Consider the following 20549-nt stretch of genomic DNA (forward strand, 5'->3'; position numbering starts at 1 on the left):
GACGACATGAATAATTTGCGCCCGGTAGGGGTTATCGGTACAGGCAAATATGTACCTGAGAAAATTTTGACAAACAGCGATTTGGAGAAAATGGTCGATACGAATGATGAGTGGATCGTCAGTCGTACAGGAATCAAGGAGCGTCACATCGCTGCACCGGATCAGGCAACCTCGGATCTGGCATACGAGGCGGCTATCAAAGCACTTGAATCTGCTGGTATGACTGGTAGCGATCTCGATCTGATTATTGTGGCAACCATTACACCGGACTCTTCGTTCCCATCTACTGCTTGTATTCTGCAAGATAAGCTTGGTGCCAAGGGCGCTGCGGCATTTGACTTGTCCGCTGCTTGCTCGGGATTTGTATATGGTCTGGCGACTGCAACCAGCTTCATCAAAAGTGGCATGTACAATAATGCACTTGTTATTGGTGCAGATTGTTTGTCTCGTATTACCGACTATACCGACCGTAACACCTGTGTGCTGTTTGGCGATGGTGCAGGCGCGGTTATCGTGGGTGAAGTACCGGAAGGCCGTGGATTCAAATCATTCGATCTCGGAGCTGAAGGTGCGGGCGGAAGCCTGCTTCAAATGGAAGGCGGCGGTTCACGTCTGCCTGCATCCGTAGAAACGGTTGAGAACAAAAAACATTACATTTACATGAATGGCCGTGAAGTGTTTAAATTTGCAGTACGGGTGATGGGTACAGCGACAGTCGAAGTGCTGCGCAAGGCTGGTCTGGAACGTACGGACGTGGATTTGTTTGTTCCTCACCAAGCCAATATCCGGATTATCCAATCTGCAATGCAGCGACTAGAACTTCCAGAAGAGAAAGTTGTGGTCAACGTGGATAAATACGCCAACACATCTGCAGCTTCCATCCCGCTTGCTTTGGTTGAAGCCGCTGAAGAAGGTCGCATGAAAGCCGGAGATACTGTCCTGATGGTAGGTTTCGGTGGCGGACTGACGTGGGGCGCATCCGTACTTGTTTGGTAAACTAGACAGCTGGGAGAGTTGAATGGCATGGGTAAAATAGCATTTGTATTTCCCGGACAGGGATCGCAGGCTGTAGGCATGGCTAAGGACGCGTATGAGTCCGTGCCTGCGGCAACAGAAATTTTTCGTACAGCGGACGAAACGTTGGGTTTCTCGCTGAGTAACCTGGTATTCGAAGGACCAGAGACCGAGTTGAAACAAACATCGAATACGCAACCGGCTCTGCTGACAGCCAGTATCGCATTGCTTGAGGCTTTTAGAGAAAAAGGAGTTCAGCCTGATTTTACAGCTGGACACAGCCTTGGTGAATACAGTGCACTGGTAGCAGCGGGCGTTCTTTCGTTCGCGGATGCGGTAAGTATTGTGCGTGCACGCGGTCAATATATGGAACAGGCTGTTCCGGGTGGACAGGGAGCGATGGCTGCTGTATTGGGTGCGGATCGGGAAGCGCTGGGGGTGCTTTGCCGGGACGTATCCGAAAGTGGTCATGCAGTTGAACTAGCGAATATAAATTGTCCGGGACAAATCGTGATCTCCGGTGTGAAGGAAGGGGTAGCTGCTGTCGCTGAACGGGTCAAGGAAGCGGGCGGCAAACGTGCCATCACACTTGAAGTAAGCGGTCCGTTCCACTCTTCCTTAATGAAGGATGCAGCAGAGAAGCTGGCTGAGAAACTGAAAACTGTTTCGTTCTCACCCGGGACGGTCCCTGTAGTCGCAAATGTGACTGCAAGACCTGTGGAGGACGGGAAGGTACAGGATTTGTTGACAGCACAGGTCTATTCTCCGGTTTTATGGGAAGACAGTGTGACATGGCTTATTGATCAAGGTGTGGATACCTTTATCGAGATTGGTTCTGGCAGTGTGTTAACAGGTTTGATTAAAAAAACAGATAAAACCGTTAAACTGTACAATGTAAACAGTCTTGAGACGCTCGAAGCAACGGCAACTGCACTAATTTGATTAACCATGATTAGATTTGGGGAAAGGAGGAATGATTATGTCTAAACCATTACAAGGCAAAAATTCGCTCGTTACTGGTGCATCTCGTGGCATTGGGCGCAGTATTGCACTCGCTTTGGCCGAGGCAGGCGCCAACGTGGCCGTGAATTATGCGGGCAGTCAAGCGGCAGCTGAGGAAGTAGCGGAAGCAATTCGTGCCAAAGGTGTCGAGGCTATAACGATACAAGCGAATGTAGGCCAGATGGACGAAGCCGAGCAAATGGTCAAAGCTACGATTGAAGCGTGGGGCAACGTTGATATTCTTGTTAACAATGCTGGAATTACCCGTGATAATCTGATCATGCGCATGAAAGAAGAGGAATTCGATCAGGTGATCGAAACCAATCTCAAAGGGGTGTTTAACTGCCTTAAGGCAGTTACGCGTCCAATGATGAAGCAACGGTCTGGAAGAATTATTAACATCTCCTCGGTTGTAGGTGTGCTCGGAAATGCTGGACAAGCGAACTATGTTGCTGCCAAGGCAGGGGTCATCGGTTTGACAAAGGCATCTGCACGTGAGCTTGCCTCCCGCGGCATCACAGTGAACTGCGTTGCGCCAGGATTTATTGAGACCGATATGACGAAGGAATTGTCCCAGGAGATCGTGGACAATATGTTGAACGGTATTCCGTTGTCCCGTCTGGGCCAGCCGGATGAAATTGCCGGTGTTGTCACGTTCCTGGCTTCAGAAGCTTCATCTTATATGACAGGGCAGACACTGCATGTTGATGGTGGCATGTACATGTAATTCTTCCCGGACTTGAACAATAGTCGGGGAACAGGCGCTGGACGATCCGAAATGCCGGAAAAAGGCCGGGTTCCCCGGCCGGGAGCCGCATATGTCTTCTATGGCATTTTGCCTGCGATTCTCGTATAATACCAAGGAGGAGGTGAACCGGATGTCCGATGTATTGGAGCGTGTAAAACGCATCGTCGTCGACCGCTTGGGCGCAGACGAAGCTGAAGTTACACTTGAAGCATCTTTCAAAGAAGATTTGGGTGCTGATTCTTTGGATGTAGTGGAATTGGTCATGGAATTGGAAGATGAATTCGATTTGGAAATCTCTGATGAAGATGCAGAAAAAATCACGACCGTAGGTGAAGTTGTAAACTACATACAATCTCATACCTAAAGTCAATTCAGTCCCGCTCCTGTTTTCGAACAGGCGGGACTTCTCATCATTCATTGGTTTTTCTCATTCCGCAAGCGGCGCTGGTCAAACGGATCTTCGGATCATGCTTGGCTAGACGTCTGCTTGCGGATATTCCCACAAAATACTTGCGTAATGCAGTCGATATAGAGGTGAGCTGGTTTGAAACAAAGAGTTGTAATTACCGGAATGGGCGTAATGACATCGCTCGGAAAAGATTTGGAAACGTTCTGGGGAAGTTTAATGGCAGGCAAGTCCGGAATCTCTCAGATTGAGGCGTTTGATGTAAGTGAATATACCACTCAAATTGCAGCCGAGATCAAGGATTTCAACCCGGAAGAGTACATGGATCGCAAAGATGCACGTAAAATGGACCGTTTTGTTCAATTCGCTGTAGCAGCTGGCTTCAAAGCCGTTGAAGACAGTGGTCTGAAAATTGACGAGAACATTGATGCAGAGCGCTTCGGTGTGTCCATCGGATCGGGTATCGGTGGATTGGGTACTTGGGAAGACCAACATAATGCATTGTTGCAAAAGGGTCCTAAACGCGTAAGCCCATTTTTCATTCCAATGATGATCTCCAACATGGCTTCTGGCCAAATGTCGATTTCTCTCGGGGCAAAAGGTCCTAACATCAACGTGGTAACAGCCTGTGCAACAGGAACACACTCCATTGGAGATTCCTTCAAGCTGATTGCAAACGGAGATGCGGACGCGATGATCTGCGGTGGTGCGGAAGCGACGATCAGACCAACCGGTCTGGCTGGGTTCTGTGCAATGCGTGCCATGTCTACACGTAATGATGATCCTGCCAAATCAAGCCGTCCTTTTGACACCGAACGTGACGGATTTGTTATGGGTGAAGGTGCGGGTGTTCTGATCCTTGAATCCCTTGAGCATGCTCAAAAACGTGGTGCCCGTATTTATGGTGAAGTTATTGGTTACGGTCTCACCGGTGATGCTCATCACATGACGGAGCCTGATCCGGATGGCGCAGCTCGTTGCATGAAGATGGCTCTGCGTAATGCTGGAATTGAACCGGAAGAAGTGGACTACATCAATGCACACGGAACATCAACGCCTGTAGGTGACAGATCCGAAACGCTTGCGATCAAAAAAGCGTTTGGCGATCATGCGTACAAGCTTGCGGTGAGTTCAACCAAATCGATGACAGGTCATATGCTTGGTGCTGCTGGTGGCGTTGAAGCCGTAATCTGCGGATTGTCGCTGACACATCAGACGCTTGCTCCAACAATCAACCTGGAAAATCAGGACCCGGAATGTGATTTGGACTACGTTCCAAACGTTCCACGTCAAACTAAAGTCAATATTGCCATGTCCAATTCATTTGGGTTCGGCGGTCACAATGCCACCATTATTCTCAAAAAATTTGAAGCATAAGGGGCTAGTTCGTTTGAGTGAAGATCTGAAGCAGTTACAACACAAACTTCAAATCAAATTTGACAACAGGCAGCTTTTAAAACAAGCGTTTACCCATGCTTCTTATGTAAACGAACACCGGTTCAGTCAGCATCAGGATAACGAACGTCTGGAGTTTCTGGGCGATGCGGTACTGGAACTGACTGTGTCGGAATACTTGTATCACTTGTTTCCTAACCGGCCGGAGGGTGAATTAACTAAGCTGCGGGCATCGATTGTCTGTGAGCCTTCCCTCGTCAAATTTGCTGAAGCGTTGGGTTTTGGGCAGTATGTACTTCTTGGTAAAGGTGAGGAGCTGACGGGAGGACGAACAAGACCGGCTTTATTAGCGGATGTGTTTGAATCTTTCATCGGTGCATTATATCTGGATCAGGGGTTGGCGCCTGTCCGGACATTTCTGGATCAGCATGTATTTCCGTTAATCGTTCTGGGTAGCAAGCTTCAAATGAGCGATTACAAAACGGAATTGCAGGAACTCACTCAGCATCACAATATGGGAGCTCTTGAATACCGTATCGTTGAGGAACGGGGCCCTGCCCATGAACGGGAGTTTGTCTCCGAGGTCCATATGGGTCAAGAACGGCTTGGCAGAGGTACAGGACGTTCCAAAAAGGAAGCCGAGCAACAGGCTGCATCCGCAGCACTGGATCGACTGAAGCTTCCGGAAGCCTGAGCTTTACCGTAAGCGCATAGACAAACGAAGAGCAAAGAGCAGCCCGCGGGTCCGCCTGGCGGAATTTATCGGCCGGACTGCTTTTTGCTCTTTTTTTTGTAAGGAGGATCAGGATTTGCTTTTTCTTGATCAATAACTAGGCGCTGAATGCAACACTTGAAATTTGCAAGAGGAGGTGACGGGAAACCCTATGTTTTTAAAACGGATTGAACTGGGTGGATTCAAGTCATTCGCCGACAAAACGGAAATGGAATTCGTTCGTGGTATAACCGCTGTTGTAGGCCCGAACGGAAGTGGGAAAAGTAACATTTCAGACGGCATACGCTGGGTTCTTGGGGAACAAAGCGCCAAATCACTGCGTGGTGGCAAGATGGAGGATATCATTTTTGCCGGCAGTGATGCACGGAAGGCTGTTAATTATGGTGAAGTTTCGTTGACGCTGGATAACGAAGATCATGCACTTGCTTTGGATTTTGGTGAAGTGACGGTAACACGTCGTGTACATCGCAGCGGAGACAGTGAATATTTTATCAACAAGCAGTCCTGTCGTTTGAAGGATATTACGGAATTGTTTATGGATACCGGGATCGGCAAGGAAGCCTACTCGATTATTGGACAGGGACGAATCGAAGAGATTCTGAGTACCCGTTCAGAGGATCGCAGGGGGATCTTTGAAGAGGCATCAGGTATTGTTAAATATAAATCACGCAAACGGGATGCTACTCGCAAACTGGATGAGACGGAACAGAATTTATTGCGGATTCATGATCTGGTCACCGAGCTGGAAGACCAGATTGGTCCGTTAAAGGAACAATCGGAAAAAGCGATCCATTACAAGGAATTGCGTGGACAGCTGAAATCCCAGGAAATTTCCATGTACGTGTATCAGATCGAACAAATTCATGCTTCCTGGAGTAAAGCAAATCAACGACTCGAATCGTTGAAACAGGAAGAAGTCGGGTTGGCTGCCATCGTCTCTACTCATGATGCCAAGCTGGAAAGTGATCGGACTGCACTGCGCACGCTGGAAACGGAGACAGAACAGCTGCAATCCGCCTTACTGCAATTCAGTGAAGCAACGGAGAAAAGCGAAGGTCTCGGGGAACTGCTCAAGGAGCGTTCACGTCATTTGCAGACAAACCAGGAACAGCTTAAAGTGACGCTTGCTGCTAGTGAAGAGAGACATCGGGAGCGTGAAGCCGAGTTACTTGCATTACGCGAAAAGTTTGCCAAACTTGAGCTTGAACTGAATGACGTGAGAAACCGTCTTTCCGAGGAAGAGGCCAAACTCATCGGTGTGACTGGCGGTATTAGCCAACAGCAGGAGGAAAGCCTCAAGGGCAACTTGCTGGAACTGATGAATCAGATGGCCCAGACACGAAACGAAATTCGTTACGCGGATCAACAGAAAGAGACGCTGGAACGGCGAATGAATCGCGCGACGGAGGAATCCGGCAAGTGGGAAGGCCAGAAGGAAACGCTGGAAGCCCGCAAAACGGAGATTGAGAAAAAAGTCGTTCGCTTGGGCAAGGAAATCAGTGATCTGCGTGGTGGATATATTACGGAAAGTGAACGTCTTCAGTCGTTGCAGAAGCTGCTCGAAGAAAGCCGGGGAACGGTCCGTAAGTGGGAGCAAAAACGTGAAGCTCAGGTCTCCCGTCGCGATACAATGAAAGAAATGCAGGATGATTTTGACGGTTTCATGCTGGGTGTCAAAGAAGTACTTAAGGCATCACGCAAGGGTACATTGAGCGGGGTTCATGGGGCTGTTGCAGAGCTCGTTAAAGTACCTGAGAAGATCGAACTTGCGGTAGAGACAGCGATGGGTGCTTCCCTGCAGCATGTCGTCATGGAGAATGAATCAGTATCCAGACAGGCAATTGCATTTCTGAAACAACGTCAATTGGGCAGAGCTACGTTCCTCCCGCTGGATGTTATTCGTCCACGTACCATTGGTGCGGGTGAACGTTCAATGATCGAAGGCATGGATGGATTTGTGGGCATTGGTGCGGATCTCGTACAATACGAATCCCGATATGCTTCGATCATTGGAAGCTTGCTCGGAAATGTCATTATTGCGGAAAAGCTGGAGGATGCTAACAAAATCGCGGCTCGCTGCCAATATCGTTTCCGGGTCGTAACTCTGGAAGGCGATGTGGTTAACGCTGGGGGTTCGATGACTGGTGGTAGCCAGCATAAGAAAAATGTAAGTCTGCTCAGTCGAAAACGGCAGCTGGACCAACTGGATCAGGATATTGTGGACACCGAAAATCAAATAGTAAAACTGCATCGCAGTGTGGATGATGTAAAAACTCAACTGGAGCAGTGTCAGGATAAGCTGGACGAGCTGCGCCAGTCAGGAGATGACACCCGAAATGCAGAGCAGCAGGCTTCAATGGAAATGAAGCAGGTTGAGCATGAGTTGCGTCACGTACTGGAACAGGTTGCGGTAGCCGGGCAGGAAAAGAGCGGGTTTACCGAGGAAATCAAAGAGATGGATACAGCCCGCGATGTCGCTGTGAAGAAGCTGGAGCAGCTTGAGGAAGAAGAGAAGGCGACCCATCGTGCCATTCATGCCGCAGAATTCGCGCGTAAAGCGAATGAATCCGCGAAGGAGGAATTGCAGACCCAGCTCACCGAACTGAAAGTTCGAGAAGGTAAACTGGATCAGGAGCGATTCTCCAATGAGGAGCAATTGCGGCGTCTGGAGCGTGAAGTGGAATCACTGGTGAAGGATCTTCGTCAAAATCGCACGCTGCTGGCCTCCATGGAAGCCGATCTGAAGAAAACAGAGACTGAGAGTGTTAAACAGATTGAAGATCTTAACCAATACAAGCTGAAAAAAGCGGAATCTGCACAGGAGCTGGATTTCAAGCGTGCTGCCCGAAGCGAGCTGTCGAAGAAGCTTGAGCTTGCAGAGAGCGAAACGAAGGAACAGCGGACACAGCTGAAAGCTGTGGAAGAACAGATGCGCCAAACGGAGATTTCCGTGAACAGACTTGATGTTGAACTGGAAAACATTTTACGCAAATTAATGGATGAGTATGAGCTCGGCTATGAGCTTGCCAAAGAGCGTTATCCAGTGCCGGAAGATGTGGAGAGCACACAAGCTGAGGTACAGAAACTGAAGCGCAGTATAACAGCTCTTGGTGATGTCAATCTGGGAGCGATCGAGGAATTCCAGCGGGTTAATGAGCGGTATGAGTTCCTCAGCACGCAGAAGGACGATCTTGTTGAAGCGAAAACAACGTTGTATCAGGTCATTCGCGAAATGGAAGACGAGATGGCCAAGCGATTCAAAATGACATTTGATGCGATTCGCCGGGAATTCGGCACGGTCTTCACCAAGCTGTTTGGCGGAGGGCGCGCGGATCTGGTCTTGATGGACCCTGAGCGTTTGCTGGACACGGGTATTGACATCGTCGCTCAGCCGCCTGGCAAAAAGCTGCAAAACCTGCAGCTATTATCCGGTGGAGAACGAGCGCTGACTGCGATGGCGTTGTTGTTTGCTATTCTGCATGTTAAGCCTGTACCGTTCTGCGTACTGGATGAAGTCGAAGCCGCGCTGGACGAAGCTAACGTGGTACGTTTTGCCCAGTATTTGCGTGAGTTCTCGGAACAGACACAGTTCATTGTTGTTACACATCGCAAAGGCACAATGGAAGAAGCGGATGTGCTGTATGGCGTTACGATGGAAGAGGGCGGAGTATCCAAGCTCGTTTCGGTTAAACTGGAAGATGAGGAAGCTGTCATTGCCTGATCTTTGAGTGATTGTCACACATGAACTCATCTAATATCATTTAAACCAAGAAATGTACACGATGGAGGGGCTTTATGAGTTTTTTTAAAAAGCTGAGAGACAGCATTGCAAGCAAAACGGAGTCAGTCACCAAACAGTTCAAGGACGGATTGGAAAAGACACGTAAAGGCCTTGTGGAGAAAGTATCGGACCTCGTCATCCGTCGCAAAAAAATCGACGAAGAATTCTATGAAGAATTGGAAGAAATTCTGATTGGGGCCGACGTAGGTGTCAATACGGTCATGAAATTGATCGAAGATCTGCGTGACGAAGTCAAAAAACGCAAAATTGAAGATGCGGCTGAACTACAGCCTGTATTGTCCGAAAAACTGACGGATTTACTTCGTGGTGAGCAGAATAATGAACTGAAAATGAATCCGGATGGGATCACGGTCATTTTGTTTGTTGGTGTTAATGGTGTTGGTAAAACAACAACGATTGGCAAGCTGGCCCATCGCTTCAAACAGCAGGGTAAAAAGGTCATCATGGCAGCAGGCGATACATTCCGCGCCGGAGCGATTGAGCAACTCGAAGTATGGGGGCAACGTGCTGGTGTGGAAGTCATCAAGCAACAATCAGGTTCTGACCCTGCCGCTGTAATGTATGATGCGGTACAGGCTGCAAAACAACGGGGTGCTGATGTGTTGCTCTGTGATACAGCGGGCCGTCTGCAAAATAAATCGAATCTGATGGACGAACTCAACAAAATCTATCGTGTTATTCAACGTGAGATTCCGGAAGCACCTCATGAAGTATTAATGGTGCTGGATGCAACTACAGGTCAAAATGCACTGAATCAGGCCAAACTCTTCGGAGAGAAGAGCGGGGTAACCGGATTAGTGTTGACGAAGCTGGATGGTACCGCCAAAGGTGGTATTGTTGTTGCGATTCGTCAGGAGCTGGACTTGCCAGTGAAGCTGGTCGGACTCGGTGAGAAGATCGATGATCTGCAGCCATTTGATTCAGAGCAATTCGTGCATGCGTTGTTCTCGGGATTGATCCAGGAACAGCCAGAGCAAAGCACAGAAGAAGAGGAATCCAATTCGTAGTCGTTAAATAAATCAATGTTTTTGACCGTATTGCCACTGATATACGTGATAAGTGTCACGTGTTATATCAGTGGCAATACGTGTATAATAAAATAAAACAGGCAATTCCTCAGGATTAGAAAGGACGGTTGAAATGGCCAATACCTATACCTATTCCCGCCGTGAAGAAGTCGCCAATGCGGTGACACATGGTATCGGCGCTGCGCTCAGTGTAGCTGCACTGGTGCTATTGATTGTAGTTTCCAGTATGAAAGGCACAGCCTGGCATGTGGTCAGTTTCACGATCTACGGGATCACGATGCTGCTGCTTTATACAAGCTCAACACTCGTGCATGCATGGAAAGATGGCAAAGTAAAAGATTTGTTTGAAATTTTTGACCATTCTTCAATTTATTTGTTTATTGCGGGATCATACACTCCGCTTTTGTTTATTGCTGTTCGCGGCACGCTTGGCTGGAGCTTGTTCGGTGTGATCTGGGCAATTGCATTATTCGGCGTGATCTTTAAGGCGTTTTTTACGAAAAAGTTTCTATTCATGTCCACGATTTTCTATATTGCGATGGGCTGGCTCATCATTATTGCTTGGCAACCGCTTGTGGCTGCCATTCCTACAGGCGGAATTGTGCTGCTGGTTGCTGGAGGACTGATGTATACGCTAGGTACACTTTTTTATGTGTGGCGTGGTTTTCCGTACCACCATGCGATCTGGCATCTGTTTGTGCTGGCAGGCAGTATTCTTCATTTCTTTATGGTATTAATATACCTGACTCCTCTTCGCTAAGGGGGGTACGCCATGTGAAACGAATCGGCTCCACCTGGGGGAGACGCATTCGTTTTTTGTTCTATATTAAGGACAAAGCAGGCTGTAATTTACAGTAGATGAATGGCTGAGATCAACCGTGTAGGCACGAAATATGAGCTCCTGATGCACGTTTTTATTGTGACAAGTATTTTTGCTTGACAACCTGATTTGTTTTAGGTATTATTAGGAACGTTGCAAGAGTGTAAAGTGTTTTTCCTTGACGAAGGGAGTGCCCCGTTATGAGTCAAGAAAATCGGCTTGAGAAGACAAACCGGATTAACTTGCTGTTTGCTTTCTATGAAAGCTTACTTACCGAGAAACAGCAGACTTTTCTAAAGTATTACTTTCATGATGATTTTTCGCTGGGCGAGATTGCAGCCGAGTTTGAGATCAGCCGCCAGGCGGTATACGAGCATATCAAGCGTGCCGAACAAATGCTGGAAAATTACGAAAGCAAGCTTGGCTTGCTGGAGAAGCACGAACGGCGCAACCGTAATCTTGAAGATTTGCAAAATGCATTGGAGCGCGCAGGCGTTTCCATTGATAACAACCAACAAATAAACGATATTGTTCATCAGCTCAGAGAATAGTTCGTAAGAGTTGAACGAAACGTATCAGTTCTGAAAACAGTATTACAGCTTAAGGAGGTGGGATCATGGCATTTGAAGGATTAACGACCCGATTGCAGAATGTGTTCAGCAAGCTGCGCGGCAAAGGCAAGGTGTCTGACGAAGATGTTGCCGAAGCTATGCGCGAGGTACGTCTGGCATTGCTCGAAGCGGATGTAAACTTCAAAGTGGTCAAGGAATTCATCGCCAAGGTGAAAGAGAAGGCTGTTGGCAAAGAAGTGATGGAGAGCTTCACGCCCGGAATGGTCATTATCGACATTGTAAACAAGGAACTGACGGATTTGATGGGTGGAAGCCAGTCGAAGCTGGCCAAAGCCAACAAACCGCCTACGGTACTGATGATGGTTGGTTTGCAGGGTGCGGGTAAAACGACGACATCCGGTAAACTGGCCAAGATGCTGCAAAAGCAAAACAGCAGACCGTTACTTGTTGCAGGAGATATTTATCGTCCAGCAGCGATCAAGCAGTTGCAAGTGCTCGGCGAGCAGATCAAAGCGCCAGTATTTACACTGGGAGATCAGACAAGCCCTGTAGAGATCGCACGTCAGGGTTTGCAGCATGCCAAGGATAACGGTAATGATTATGTCATTATCGATACAGCTGGACGTCTGCATGTCGATGAAGAATTGATGGAAGAACTTCGTCAGATTCACAGCGTAGTGAATCCGGATGAAGTATTGCTTGTCGTGGACAGCATGACAGGTCAGGATGCAGTTAATGTGGCAGAACACTTTAACCAGCAGCTTGATCTGACAGGTGTGGTTCTGACTAAGCTTGATGGAGATACTCGTGGTGGTGCCGCGCTTTCTGTTAAAGCCGTCACTGGTTGTCCGATCAAGTTTGCCTCCCTTGGAGAGAAACTGGACGCACTTGAGCCTTTCCATCCAGAGCGTATGGCTTCCCGTATTCTTGGTATGGGTGACATGCTCTCTCTGATCGAGAAGGCACAGTCCAACATTGATACCGAAAAAGCCAAGGAAATGGAACGGAAGATGCGTAATGCAGAATTCACGTTCGAAGATTTCCTGGAGCAAATGGATCAAGTGAAAAAGCTGGGACCAATCGATCAGATTATGGATATGATTCCTGGCATGGGCAAGATGAAACAAGCCAAGGACCTGAAGGTTGATGATAAACAGATGGGCCGGATCGAAGCGATCGTGTACTCCATGACGACCGAAGAGAAGCGTAACCCGGATATGATCAATCATAGCCGCCGGAAGCGGATTGCTACAGGTAGTGGAACATCCCTGGCCGAAGTAAACCGTCTGATCAAGCAGTTTGATGAGATGCGCCGCATGATGAAACAGTTCTCGGATATGATGGGACCTAAAGGCGGCAAAAATAAAGCGATGAAGCAGCTTAAGGGTCTGGGTAAAGGAATGAAGTTTCCTTTCCGTTGATTTCAATTGCAGCTGAACGATATACAGATTTCATTGAAGGAGGTGAATTTTCAAATGGCAGTTCGTATTCGTCTGAAACGTATGGGTGCTCACAAAGCTCCTTTCTACCGCGTAGTGGTATCGGATTCCCGTTCCCCACGTGACGGTCGTTTTATCGAGGAGATCGGTTACTACAACCCGGTTGAACAACCGGCTGTTGTTAAGATCGATGAAGATAAAGCATTGCAATGGCTTCAAAACGGTGCGCAAGCATCCGACACTGTCCGCAACTTGCTGAGCAAAGCGGGCGTGATGAAGAAGTTCCACGAGTCTAAATTGACTAAATAAGGTGCTGATTCGGAGGGTCATCTATGGAAGAATTAGTAAGCATAATTGCTAAGGCTTTGGTCGATCATCCGGAAGATGTGGCGGTTCGGACGGTTGAGAAAGATCGGCTTGTCGTATATGAGTTAACCGTTCATCCTGACGATGTTGGGAAAGTGATTGGTAAACAGGGACGAATCGCAAAGTCTCTTCGTACGGTCGTCACATCAGCAGCAGTTAAGATGGATAAACGGGTAACCGTCGATATCATATCTTAAAGATATACGAAAGGGGGTTAGGATGCATGTCCTAGCCCCTTTTCGTGCATGCTGAAACTTAAATAATAGGATTGAAATAGCTCGTCAAGTAAATTATCTGCGGAAGTAGTGAAGGGTACGGAATCGATTCTAAAGAAGCGTTAGTGTTCGTCTCAGAGCTTTCTATGAGAGCTGCTTCGTAAGCTTAAGCTATCACCGGATTTTCACCTTTAAAATAATTAAAAAAATCAGGGGATAACAGCGATCTTTGAACGATCCATAACCGGAACGGTCGCAGGGAGATCATCACATATGAGTACCAATATGAATGGATTGTAGGAGGAACTTATGGCAGAATTTATGAATGTAGGGAAGATCGTCAATACGCACGGCATTCGCGGTGAGTTGAGAATCATGCCTTTAACCGATTTTCCGGAAGTACGGTTCGCTAAAGATGCGGAACTGTTTCTTTTTACACCGGATAATCATCCTGTATTAGTTAATGTGGAATCTGCGCGTTTGCATAAAAATATGTACATTCTTCGTTTGAAAGAATACGGAAATATCAATGAAGTCGAAAAGTTCAAGGGTGGCATGGCCAAAGTTTTGAAAGAAAACTTGGCTGAGTTGGAAGAGAACGAATACTACTTCCACCAAATTGTTGGGTGTTCGGTTATTACAGATGAAGGCGAAACACTTGGAACGATCACTGAGATTTTGACTCCTGGAGCGAATGATGTATGGGTTGTCAAAACACCAGCAGGCAAAGAAATTCTGCTTCCGGTCATTGATGATGTTGTTCTTGATGTGGACGTTGATCAGCAGCAGGTCAAGATTCACCTGATGGAAGGGCTGCTGTAACATGAAAGTGGATGTATTAACCCTATTCCCGGAAATGTTTGAAGGCGTGTTTGGGACGAGCATTCTGGGCAAAGCCCAAACCAAGGGACTTGTATCCCTGGGAGCAACAAACTTTCGGAATTATGCCACCAACAAACATAACACAGTCGACGATGCACCTTATGGTGGAGGTGGGGGTATGGTATTAAAACCAGATCCAATCTTTGCTGCCGTTGAGGATGTGTTAGAGCAACGGGGCGAAGCTGCGGCAACGATGAAACCGCCACGTATTATTCTAATGTGTCCGCAAGGTGAGACGTTCACACAGACAAAAGCAGAGGAACTTGTACAGGAAGATCATCTGATTTTTATTTGCGGACATTATGAGGGCTATGATGAGCGTATCCGTGAATTTCTCGTGACGGACGAATTGTCGATTGGTGACTATGTGTTGACGGGTGGCGAGCTGCCTGCGATGGTGGCGATTGACAGTATTGTGCGCCTTATTCCGGGTGTGCTGGGTAATGAGACAAGTGCTGTAACGGATTCATTCAGTACCGGATTGCTCGAATACCCGCACTACACACGTCCTCCCGAATTTAGAGGCATGAAGGTGCCGGATATGCTGTTATCCGGACATCATCTAAATATTGAGGCGTGGCGCAGGGAGCAGTCCTTGCTTCGTACGTTGGAACGCAGACCGGATCTGTTGGAAACGGCGGATTTGACGGACAAAGAAAGAATTTGGCTAAACAAGCTACGTTCCGAACATGAAAAGAGTGCAGAGTAATTTGATATTTGAGTACGTAATATAATCTCATTCAAAAGATTGAAAGACCAACCATGTGATATAAAGGTTGGTCTTTTTTCTGTATAGAACACTTTTGCCGGGATTGAACTTTTTTGCATGTTCCGAAATAGGGTTGTATAAACTGAAGAATTTCTTTATGGTGATCTCAGCTAGAAGCGTATGAAGACGATATGCTGAGGAGGAAGAAAATATGGATCATCAGCCTTATGAAATTGGTAGAGTGAATATTAGCGAAGCAGGAGTGCGCTGCAAGATGCTTCTGGGGGATCTGAATGGAGATGGCAGGCTTGAGATGCTGTTGGTGCAGGGTGATGGAGGCATAGACGATCGTTACGTTCCGCATCAGGTATGCTGTTTGTCGGCATATGATCTGGATGGAACATTAATTTGGCAGGTCGGAACACCGGATCCGGATGCAGGGGGGCCAGGGTCAGACTATCCTGCTCAGATTGCAGATTGGGATGGGGACGGAAATAATGAAGTGCTGTGTGTAATGAACAAGCAATTTCTTATTCTGGACGGAAGAACGGGAGAGATAAAGAAACGTCATGATCTGCCTGGAGAACAAGCGCATGACTGTATTATTCTTGCCAACCTCACTGGAGACCAACACAGAATGGATATCCTGCTGAAGGATCGTTATAAGAGGTTATGGGCTTTAGACCATGATTTCAATTTGTTGTGGAAGCACGAAGGCAATATAGGTCATTTTCCGTGGGTATACGATATCGATGGGGATGGCAAGGATGAAGTGATGGCCGGGTATGATATGCTGGATCATGATGGAACATTATTATGGTCCTGTCAGAATCTTGATGATCACGCAGACTGTATATGGTTTGGCGATGTGGATGAGGATGGGGAGGTTGAAATTGTTATCGGTGGCAGTGTCACGGTGATGATGGATCGGTACGGTCATGAGATATGGCGTTATGAGGATTCGATTGAATCACAGCATATCGCATTGGGAAAATTTTGTGAAGACAGACAAGGTTTACAGATTGCAGGTTTGGATCGGATTATTCGTGGAGACGAAAGTGGCAAGGATGGTATGTTTATGCTGGATAGTGAAGGAAAAGAACTATGGAAAGAAGATCGTAAAACTCGTGGATGGTTAACGATTATCGAGCCTGTACAGAACTGGGATGACAGCGGGTTTGACTACATCTTGGCTTACCGTCGAGGTGGTGGCGTCTTGCCATCTTTGGTCAATGGTCACATGCAAACGGTTGCAGTATTTGAAAAAGAGGGCTATGCCGTACATGCTGACTTGTGTCAGAGCGGCAGGGAACAGATTATCATCTATGATGCACATGAGGCAGTAATCTATTCCAGCTCAGTGATGGATCTAACCACTCCAACCGCTTTGGACATAAAAAGAGCCCAGCTTCAGCCGAAAAGACTGTATAGCTCGACTCTTTATCCAGGCGGGGAAGTTTCAATCTAGCCTAATGACTGATCTCTACGACAGGAAGGATTTCCTGTTGGTTTGATTCAGGGTGGAGCAATGCAGCCAAATCGGTTCCTGTCGTAACCGTTAATCGTGGGAGCTTCATGGGGTTATCCCCGGGTCGAACAAAACCTGAACGTACGGAAAAGGCCATGCGATACCCATTTTTCTGCAGTTGATAGATCATCTGCGTGCTGGTATAGCCGAAAGGATAGGCCATATACGGCGCGTCTATACCGGTTTCCTTCATTAGTTTGACGTCATCATTCAGCAGACTTGTGTCGAGTCCGACGGGTACGTTGTCACCGCAACGCATATATCCCTTGTGATGCAGATCATAGGTATGGCTATTAAATTCAAAAACGTCCTTAGCGGCCTGCATCTCTTGTTTGGAGATAAACGTTTTTTTGTCTGGATCAAAAGCCGAAGGATGATCCTGAATTTTGCTGCCGATGACAAACAGGGAAGCATGGAAATTATATTTTTTGAGCACCGGGTAGGCTAAAGTATAATTGTTCTGATAGCCATCATCAAAGGTGATGACAATAGACTTTTGGGGCAGGGAGATCTGTCCATTCACGTATTGCTCGAGCTGCTCCAGTGTTATTGTGTTGTAACCTTCTTCATGCAGATATTTCATGTTTTCTTCGAAGTCTTCCAGATTAATGATCGATTTGTTGTTTTTTTCATGATTGTTGATTTTGGGCTGTATGTAATGATACATCAGTACAGGTACTTCAGTAGCCGAACCTTGTGCGATGTGAAAGGTAGCCTGATCAAGTACAGGTTTGCTGGAATAATCGGAGTGAGACATTAGAAATGCCTTACGTTTTACCATATCCCAGGACGTGCATGCTTTGTGGGACATTGCATTGGTAGGATGAGTTACCGCATACGCATACATTGTAATGGAACAAGTAAGTAGAGCGAGTGCAGCAAGAGCGATTTTTTTGAAGAGTTTCATAAGTCAACAGGTTCTCCTTTTACCATTTCATTTCTTCATGGAATTACATTTTAGATGCATTAGCACGTAATCCAACAAGCTATATCATAGACGATCTTTCTTGACAGAAAGTTACAGTATTTTTTCCGTCTAATGCTTGACTTATTCCAGAATACTAATCATGACGATCCATCGCGGTGGAACTTCTAATTTGTTTATTTTTCCTTGTGTTTTGTTATGGTGCGTGATACAATAAGTCTGTTATGTGGAATACGGCGGTCCTCTATGGATAATGAAGGAGACAAGGTGTTCTCTGGAAGAAGTATGAACGCCTGTACGGAAGGAGGGAGTCATAGATGAATATCGTTCAAGCGATTACACAAGAACAACTTCGTAAGGATATTCCGAGTTTTCGTCCTGGTGACACTTTGAAAGTGCACGTTAAGGTAATCGAGGGAACTCGTGAGCGTATCCAATTGTTCGAAGGTGTTGTGATTAAACGCCGTGGTGGTGGAATCAGTGAGACTTTTACAGTTCGTAAAATTTCTTACGGTGTAGGTGTGGAAAGAGCTTTCCCGCTTCATTCCCCTAAAATCGATAGAATCGAAGTGGCTCGCCGTGGTAAAGTGCGTCGTGCGAAGCTTTATTATCTTCGTGAACTACGCGGTAAAGCAGCGAGAATTAAAGAAATTCGTTAATATAACGGATACCGGGGAGGGCTTGGAGACAAGCCCTTTTCGTTTTTGTCCGGGAAAAGTTGAACCGGAGGTGCACTTCCGAGTAAAATGGTATGGCGGCACATGCGCGAATAGTCCGGGAGGCTTGTGAAATCAGTTATTGAAGAACATTTGAATTGTGGATTAAATGTACTGGTAATGCTTGCGTGTAAGATTACATAACTGATGATGTGTACAAACTGCTATAACATGTACTGTGAAGAGAGGAAGATCATTAATGGAACAGGAAGTTCAACAGGACCAGGGCAATGCTGCCGAAGAGAAAGGCAGTCGATCCAAAAAAGCCAAAAATGAAATTTTCGAATGGCTCAAAGCCATCGTGATTGCACTAGTACTTGTCATTTTAATTCGGTGGTTGCTGTTCAAACCGTTTGTTGTGGACGGGCCTTCCATGCAGCCGAATTTTCATACAGGTGAACGTGTGATCGTCAATGAAATCTTATATGATATCAGGGAACCACAGCGCGGAGAAGTTATCGTATTCCACGTTCCATCTGAAGGCCGTGATTTCATTAAACGTGTCATTGCTGTTGCTGGTGATACCGTTGAGGTTCAGGACGATACGGTTCTCGTCAATGGTAAAAAAGTCGATGAGACTTACATTCAGGGAGCAATCGATGCTGCTGAAGCGAACGGTGGAACCTACAACGTGAAGGACTTCCCTAATGAGCAATTCCCGGATGGGAAAGTACCTGAAGGTCATGTTTTTGTAATGGGGGATAACCGCCCGAACAGTACGGATAGCCGGATGATCGGTTATGTATCACTGACGGATATTGTAGGTCGTGCAGATGTGATTTTCTGGCCGATCGGCGATATCAAGTGGATTAACCATTAATATGAATGCAGGATATACAAGCAAATTATAAAATATATACTAAAACGTAGAGAGCAGAGATAATCTGGGGATAATAATGACCGGAAGATTATTTTGTCAGCGAAATGATGCGGTGTGGATATTATAGTTAAAGCTTGTATATCAACAAATAATGAGGTGAAGACAAGGTGACGATTCAATGGTTTCCAGGTCATATGACCCGAGCCAGACGCCAGATTCAGGATAAGTTAAAGCTGATTGACGTGGTCATCGAACTGCTGGATGCCCGTCTGCCTGTCTCCAGCCGCAACCCGATGATTGACGAGATTTTACAGGGCAAACCCCGGATGATTTTGTTGAATAAGGCCGACTTGGCGGATCCAAAAGTGACGCAAGAATGGATTGAATATTTCAAAAAAGAGGGAATCACGGCTTTTCCTGTAGATGCTTCAACAGGTACCAACGTGAAAGACATCCCAACACAAGCGAAGCTTCTCCTTAAAGAAAAAATTGACCGTCAAATAGCTAAAGGGATTAACCCTCGAGCGGTTCGTGGACTGATTGTTGGTATTCCAAACGTGGGTAAATCCACGCTAATTAACCGACTGGCTGGACGGAACATTGCGGCAACGGGAGATCGTCCTGGTGTAACAAAGGGACAACAGTGGATCAAAGTGGGTAAAGAAATGGAACTGCTGGATACCCCGGGTATTCTTTGGCCGAAATTTGAAGATCAAAACGTGGGTTATCGTCTTGCGGTAACGGGTGCAATCAAGGAAGAGATTCTGAATGCTGAAGACATCGCCTTTTTTGGCATTAGTTACCTGATGCGTTATTACTGGGATTCTCTTGAAGAACGATATGGACTTCAGGAGTTCTCTAAGGATGCGGATGATTCAGACAGTGTCGTTGCGATCATGGAACAGGTTGGCCGTATACGTGGTTGTGTTGTGAGTGGTGGGCGTATCGATTTGGAAAAGGCATCGCGAGCATTTCTGCGTGAACTGCGTGCGGGCAAAATGGGACGATTCTCTATGGAAGCTCCTTATTAAATACGAAACAACTGCCGAAAGAAGCGGCCGTTACCGGATTACCGGGAGCGGTCGCTTTTTGTCATACTGGAATTTAAAATAAAGGAACTTTGCTTGAGCTGGAAGGTGATTCTAGTAAATTGCACTTTATGGTATTGTTTTGTACGTATATCTGAGGATTGTAAATCATGCTATGATGAGTGGTAAAGATTTAGCCTGCTCAATGCTGAATATCTTCAATTTAAGCCATCAGATACCGATAAAATAATAACTCATCATCGTATTATCTATAGGCTTCACGGAAATATATGTCTTGTTTAATTGGATTTGATAGAACAAAAATCGGGAATCTACGTCTATATAATAAATGATATAAAAGTGATGCATTGAAGCAAGAGTGGGCAGAGGAGATGACACTG

General features: G+C 46.6%; 20 protein-coding genes. 19 read left to right on the forward strand and 1 reads right to left on the reverse strand.

What is annotated here, in order from left to right:
• Positions 1 to 6: 6 nt before the first annotated feature.
• The 16 genes from P364_RS0110970 to P364_RS0111045 all read left to right on the forward strand — a co-directional run bounded on the left by P364_RS0110970 (position 7) and on the right by P364_RS0111045 (position 16599).
• Positions 7 to 996, forward strand: coding sequence for a beta-ketoacyl-ACP synthase III (locus P364_RS0110970; protein WP_024630173.1), 990 nt, complete (start codon positions 7 to 9; stop codon positions 994 to 996).
• A gap of 27 nt (positions 997 to 1023) precedes the next feature.
• On the forward strand, positions 1024 to 1956 hold the full coding sequence (fabD, locus tag P364_RS0110975) for an ACP S-malonyltransferase (RefSeq protein WP_024630174.1): 933 nt from the start codon (positions 1024 to 1026) through the stop codon (positions 1954 to 1956).
• Between the two features lie 37 nt (positions 1957 to 1993).
• A complete protein-coding gene (gene fabG, locus P364_RS0110980) occupies positions 1994 to 2743 on the forward strand; it encodes a 3-oxoacyl-[acyl-carrier-protein] reductase (protein WP_024630175.1) in 750 nt (249 codons plus the stop codon).
• A gap of 151 nt (positions 2744 to 2894) precedes the next feature.
• Positions 2895 to 3128, forward strand: a complete 234-nt coding sequence (gene acpP, locus P364_RS0110985) for an acyl carrier protein (protein WP_024630176.1) — start codon at positions 2895 to 2897, stop codon at positions 3126 to 3128.
• Positions 3129 to 3308: 180 nt separating this feature from the next.
• Complete coding sequence (gene fabF, locus P364_RS0110990; protein WP_024630177.1) at positions 3309 to 4547, forward strand: beta-ketoacyl-ACP synthase II; 1239 nt, start codon at positions 3309 to 3311, stop codon at positions 4545 to 4547.
• Between the two features lie 13 nt (positions 4548 to 4560).
• The gene (gene rnc / locus P364_RS0110995) at positions 4561 to 5259 is read left to right on the forward strand and encodes a ribonuclease III (RefSeq protein ID WP_024630178.1); all 699 of its coding nucleotides are present in this window, start codon (positions 4561 to 4563) and stop codon (positions 5257 to 5259) included.
• Between the two features lie 190 nt (positions 5260 to 5449).
• Entirely contained in the window at positions 5450 to 9019 is a 3570-nt protein-coding gene (gene smc / locus P364_RS0111000) for a chromosome segregation protein SMC (RefSeq protein ID WP_024630179.1), read from the forward strand.
• 74 nt (positions 9020 to 9093) lie between these two features.
• Positions 9094 to 10107, forward strand: a complete 1014-nt coding sequence (ftsY, locus tag P364_RS0111005) for a signal recognition particle-docking protein FtsY (RefSeq protein WP_024630180.1) — start codon at positions 9094 to 9096, stop codon at positions 10105 to 10107.
• Between the two features lie 133 nt (positions 10108 to 10240).
• Positions 10241 to 10888: a PAQR family membrane homeostasis protein TrhA gene (trhA, locus tag P364_RS0111010; protein WP_024630181.1), complete on the forward strand. Its 648-nt coding sequence runs from the start codon at positions 10241 to 10243 to the stop codon at positions 10886 to 10888.
• Positions 10889 to 11148: 260 nt separating this feature from the next.
• Positions 11149 to 11499 (forward strand): putative DNA-binding protein, encoded by a 351-nt coding sequence (locus P364_RS0111015; protein ID WP_024630182.1) that lies wholly within the window; start codon positions 11149 to 11151, stop codon positions 11497 to 11499.
• Positions 11500 to 11564: 65 nt separating this feature from the next.
• Complete coding sequence (gene ffh / locus P364_RS0111020; RefSeq protein ID WP_024630183.1) at positions 11565 to 12941, forward strand: signal recognition particle protein; 1377 nt, start codon at positions 11565 to 11567, stop codon at positions 12939 to 12941.
• A gap of 54 nt (positions 12942 to 12995) precedes the next feature.
• Positions 12996 to 13268 (forward strand): 30S ribosomal protein S16, encoded by a 273-nt coding sequence (rpsP, locus tag P364_RS0111025; protein WP_024630184.1) that lies wholly within the window; start codon positions 12996 to 12998, stop codon positions 13266 to 13268.
• A gap of 23 nt (positions 13269 to 13291) precedes the next feature.
• Positions 13292 to 13522 (forward strand): KH domain-containing protein, encoded by a 231-nt coding sequence (locus tag P364_RS0111030; protein WP_024630185.1) that lies wholly within the window; start codon positions 13292 to 13294, stop codon positions 13520 to 13522.
• Between the two features lie 327 nt (positions 13523 to 13849).
• A complete protein-coding gene (gene rimM / locus P364_RS0111035; protein ID WP_024630186.1) occupies positions 13850 to 14362 on the forward strand; it encodes a ribosome maturation factor RimM in 513 nt (170 codons plus the stop codon).
• A 1-nt stretch (position 14363) separates the two neighbouring features.
• Positions 14364 to 15131: a tRNA (guanosine(37)-N1)-methyltransferase TrmD gene (gene trmD, locus P364_RS0111040; protein ID WP_024630187.1), complete on the forward strand. Its 768-nt coding sequence runs from the start codon at positions 14364 to 14366 to the stop codon at positions 15129 to 15131.
• A gap of 211 nt (positions 15132 to 15342) precedes the next feature.
• Entirely contained in the window at positions 15343 to 16599 is a 1257-nt protein-coding gene (locus P364_RS0111045; RefSeq protein WP_024630188.1) for a hypothetical protein, read from the forward strand.
• Between the two features lies 1 nt (position 16600).
• Here P364_RS0111045 and P364_RS0111050 read toward each other — a convergent pair whose 3' ends face one another.
• On the reverse strand, positions 16601 to 17566 hold the full coding sequence (locus tag P364_RS0111050; protein WP_024630189.1) for a polysaccharide deacetylase family protein: 966 nt from the start codon (positions 17564 to 17566) through the stop codon (positions 16601 to 16603).
• A 335-nt stretch (positions 17567 to 17901) separates the two neighbouring features.
• On the opposite strand from P364_RS0111050, the gene rplS reads away from it, so the two are divergent.
• The 3 genes from rplS to ylqF all read left to right on the forward strand — a co-directional run bounded on the left by rplS (position 17902) and on the right by ylqF (position 20151).
• Positions 17902 to 18243: a 50S ribosomal protein L19 gene (gene rplS, locus P364_RS0111055; RefSeq protein ID WP_024630190.1), complete on the forward strand. Its 342-nt coding sequence runs from the start codon at positions 17902 to 17904 to the stop codon at positions 18241 to 18243.
• A gap of 256 nt (positions 18244 to 18499) precedes the next feature.
• Positions 18500 to 19120 (forward strand): signal peptidase I, encoded by a 621-nt coding sequence (gene lepB, locus P364_RS0111060; RefSeq protein ID WP_024630191.1) that lies wholly within the window; start codon positions 18500 to 18502, stop codon positions 19118 to 19120.
• 167 nt (positions 19121 to 19287) lie between these two features.
• Positions 19288 to 20151 carry a ribosome biogenesis GTPase YlqF gene (gene ylqF / locus P364_RS0111065; RefSeq protein ID WP_024630192.1) on the forward strand — a complete coding sequence of 288 codons (864 nt, stop codon included), beginning with the start codon at positions 19288 to 19290 and terminating at the stop codon, positions 20149 to 20151.
• Positions 20152 to 20549 lie beyond the last annotated feature (398 nt).

Origin of the sequence: Paenibacillus sp. MAEPY2 (genome assembly GCF_000499205.1) — a bacterium.
Taxonomy (GTDB): domain Bacteria; phylum Bacillota; class Bacilli; order Paenibacillales; family Paenibacillaceae; genus Paenibacillus; species Paenibacillus vandeheii.

Bases quoted from the DNA above. Each gene is read 5' to 3' on its own strand.
- smc (WP_024630179.1), top strand. From the start codon at position 5,450: ATGTTTTTAAAACGGATTGAACTGGGTGGATTCAAGTCATTCGCCGAC.
- P364_RS0111050 (WP_024630189.1), bottom strand. From the start codon at position 17,566: ATGAAACTCTTCAAAAAAATCGCTCTTGCTGCACTCGCTCTACTTACT.
- P364_RS0111030 (WP_024630185.1), top strand. From the start codon at position 13,292: ATGGAAGAATTAGTAAGCATAATTGCTAAGGCTTTGGTCGATCATCCG.
- fabD (WP_024630174.1), top strand. From the start codon at position 1,024: ATGGGTAAAATAGCATTTGTATTTCCCGGACAGGGATCGCAGGCTGTA.
- P364_RS0111045 (WP_024630188.1), top strand. From the start codon at position 15,343: ATGGATCATCAGCCTTATGAAATTGGTAGAGTGAATATTAGCGAAGCA.
- trmD (WP_024630187.1), top strand. From the start codon at position 14,364: ATGAAAGTGGATGTATTAACCCTATTCCCGGAAATGTTTGAAGGCGTG.
- rplS (WP_024630190.1), top strand. From the start codon at position 17,902: ATGAATATCGTTCAAGCGATTACACAAGAACAACTTCGTAAGGATATT.
- ffh (WP_024630183.1), top strand. From the start codon at position 11,565: ATGGCATTTGAAGGATTAACGACCCGATTGCAGAATGTGTTCAGCAAG.
- fabG (WP_024630175.1), top strand. From the start codon at position 1,994: ATGTCTAAACCATTACAAGGCAAAAATTCGCTCGTTACTGGTGCATCT.
- P364_RS0111015 (WP_024630182.1), top strand. From the start codon at position 11,149: ATGAGTCAAGAAAATCGGCTTGAGAAGACAAACCGGATTAACTTGCTG.
- P364_RS0110970 (WP_024630173.1), top strand. From the start codon at position 7: ATGAATAATTTGCGCCCGGTAGGGGTTATCGGTACAGGCAAATATGTA.
- rpsP (WP_024630184.1), top strand. From the start codon at position 12,996: ATGGCAGTTCGTATTCGTCTGAAACGTATGGGTGCTCACAAAGCTCCT.
- ftsY (WP_024630180.1), top strand. From the start codon at position 9,094: ATGAGTTTTTTTAAAAAGCTGAGAGACAGCATTGCAAGCAAAACGGAG.
- lepB (WP_024630191.1), top strand. From the start codon at position 18,500: ATGGAACAGGAAGTTCAACAGGACCAGGGCAATGCTGCCGAAGAGAAA.
- acpP (WP_024630176.1), top strand. From the start codon at position 2,895: ATGTCCGATGTATTGGAGCGTGTAAAACGCATCGTCGTCGACCGCTTG.
- rimM (WP_024630186.1), top strand. From the start codon at position 13,850: ATGGCAGAATTTATGAATGTAGGGAAGATCGTCAATACGCACGGCATT.
- trhA (WP_024630181.1), top strand. From the start codon at position 10,241: ATGGCCAATACCTATACCTATTCCCGCCGTGAAGAAGTCGCCAATGCG.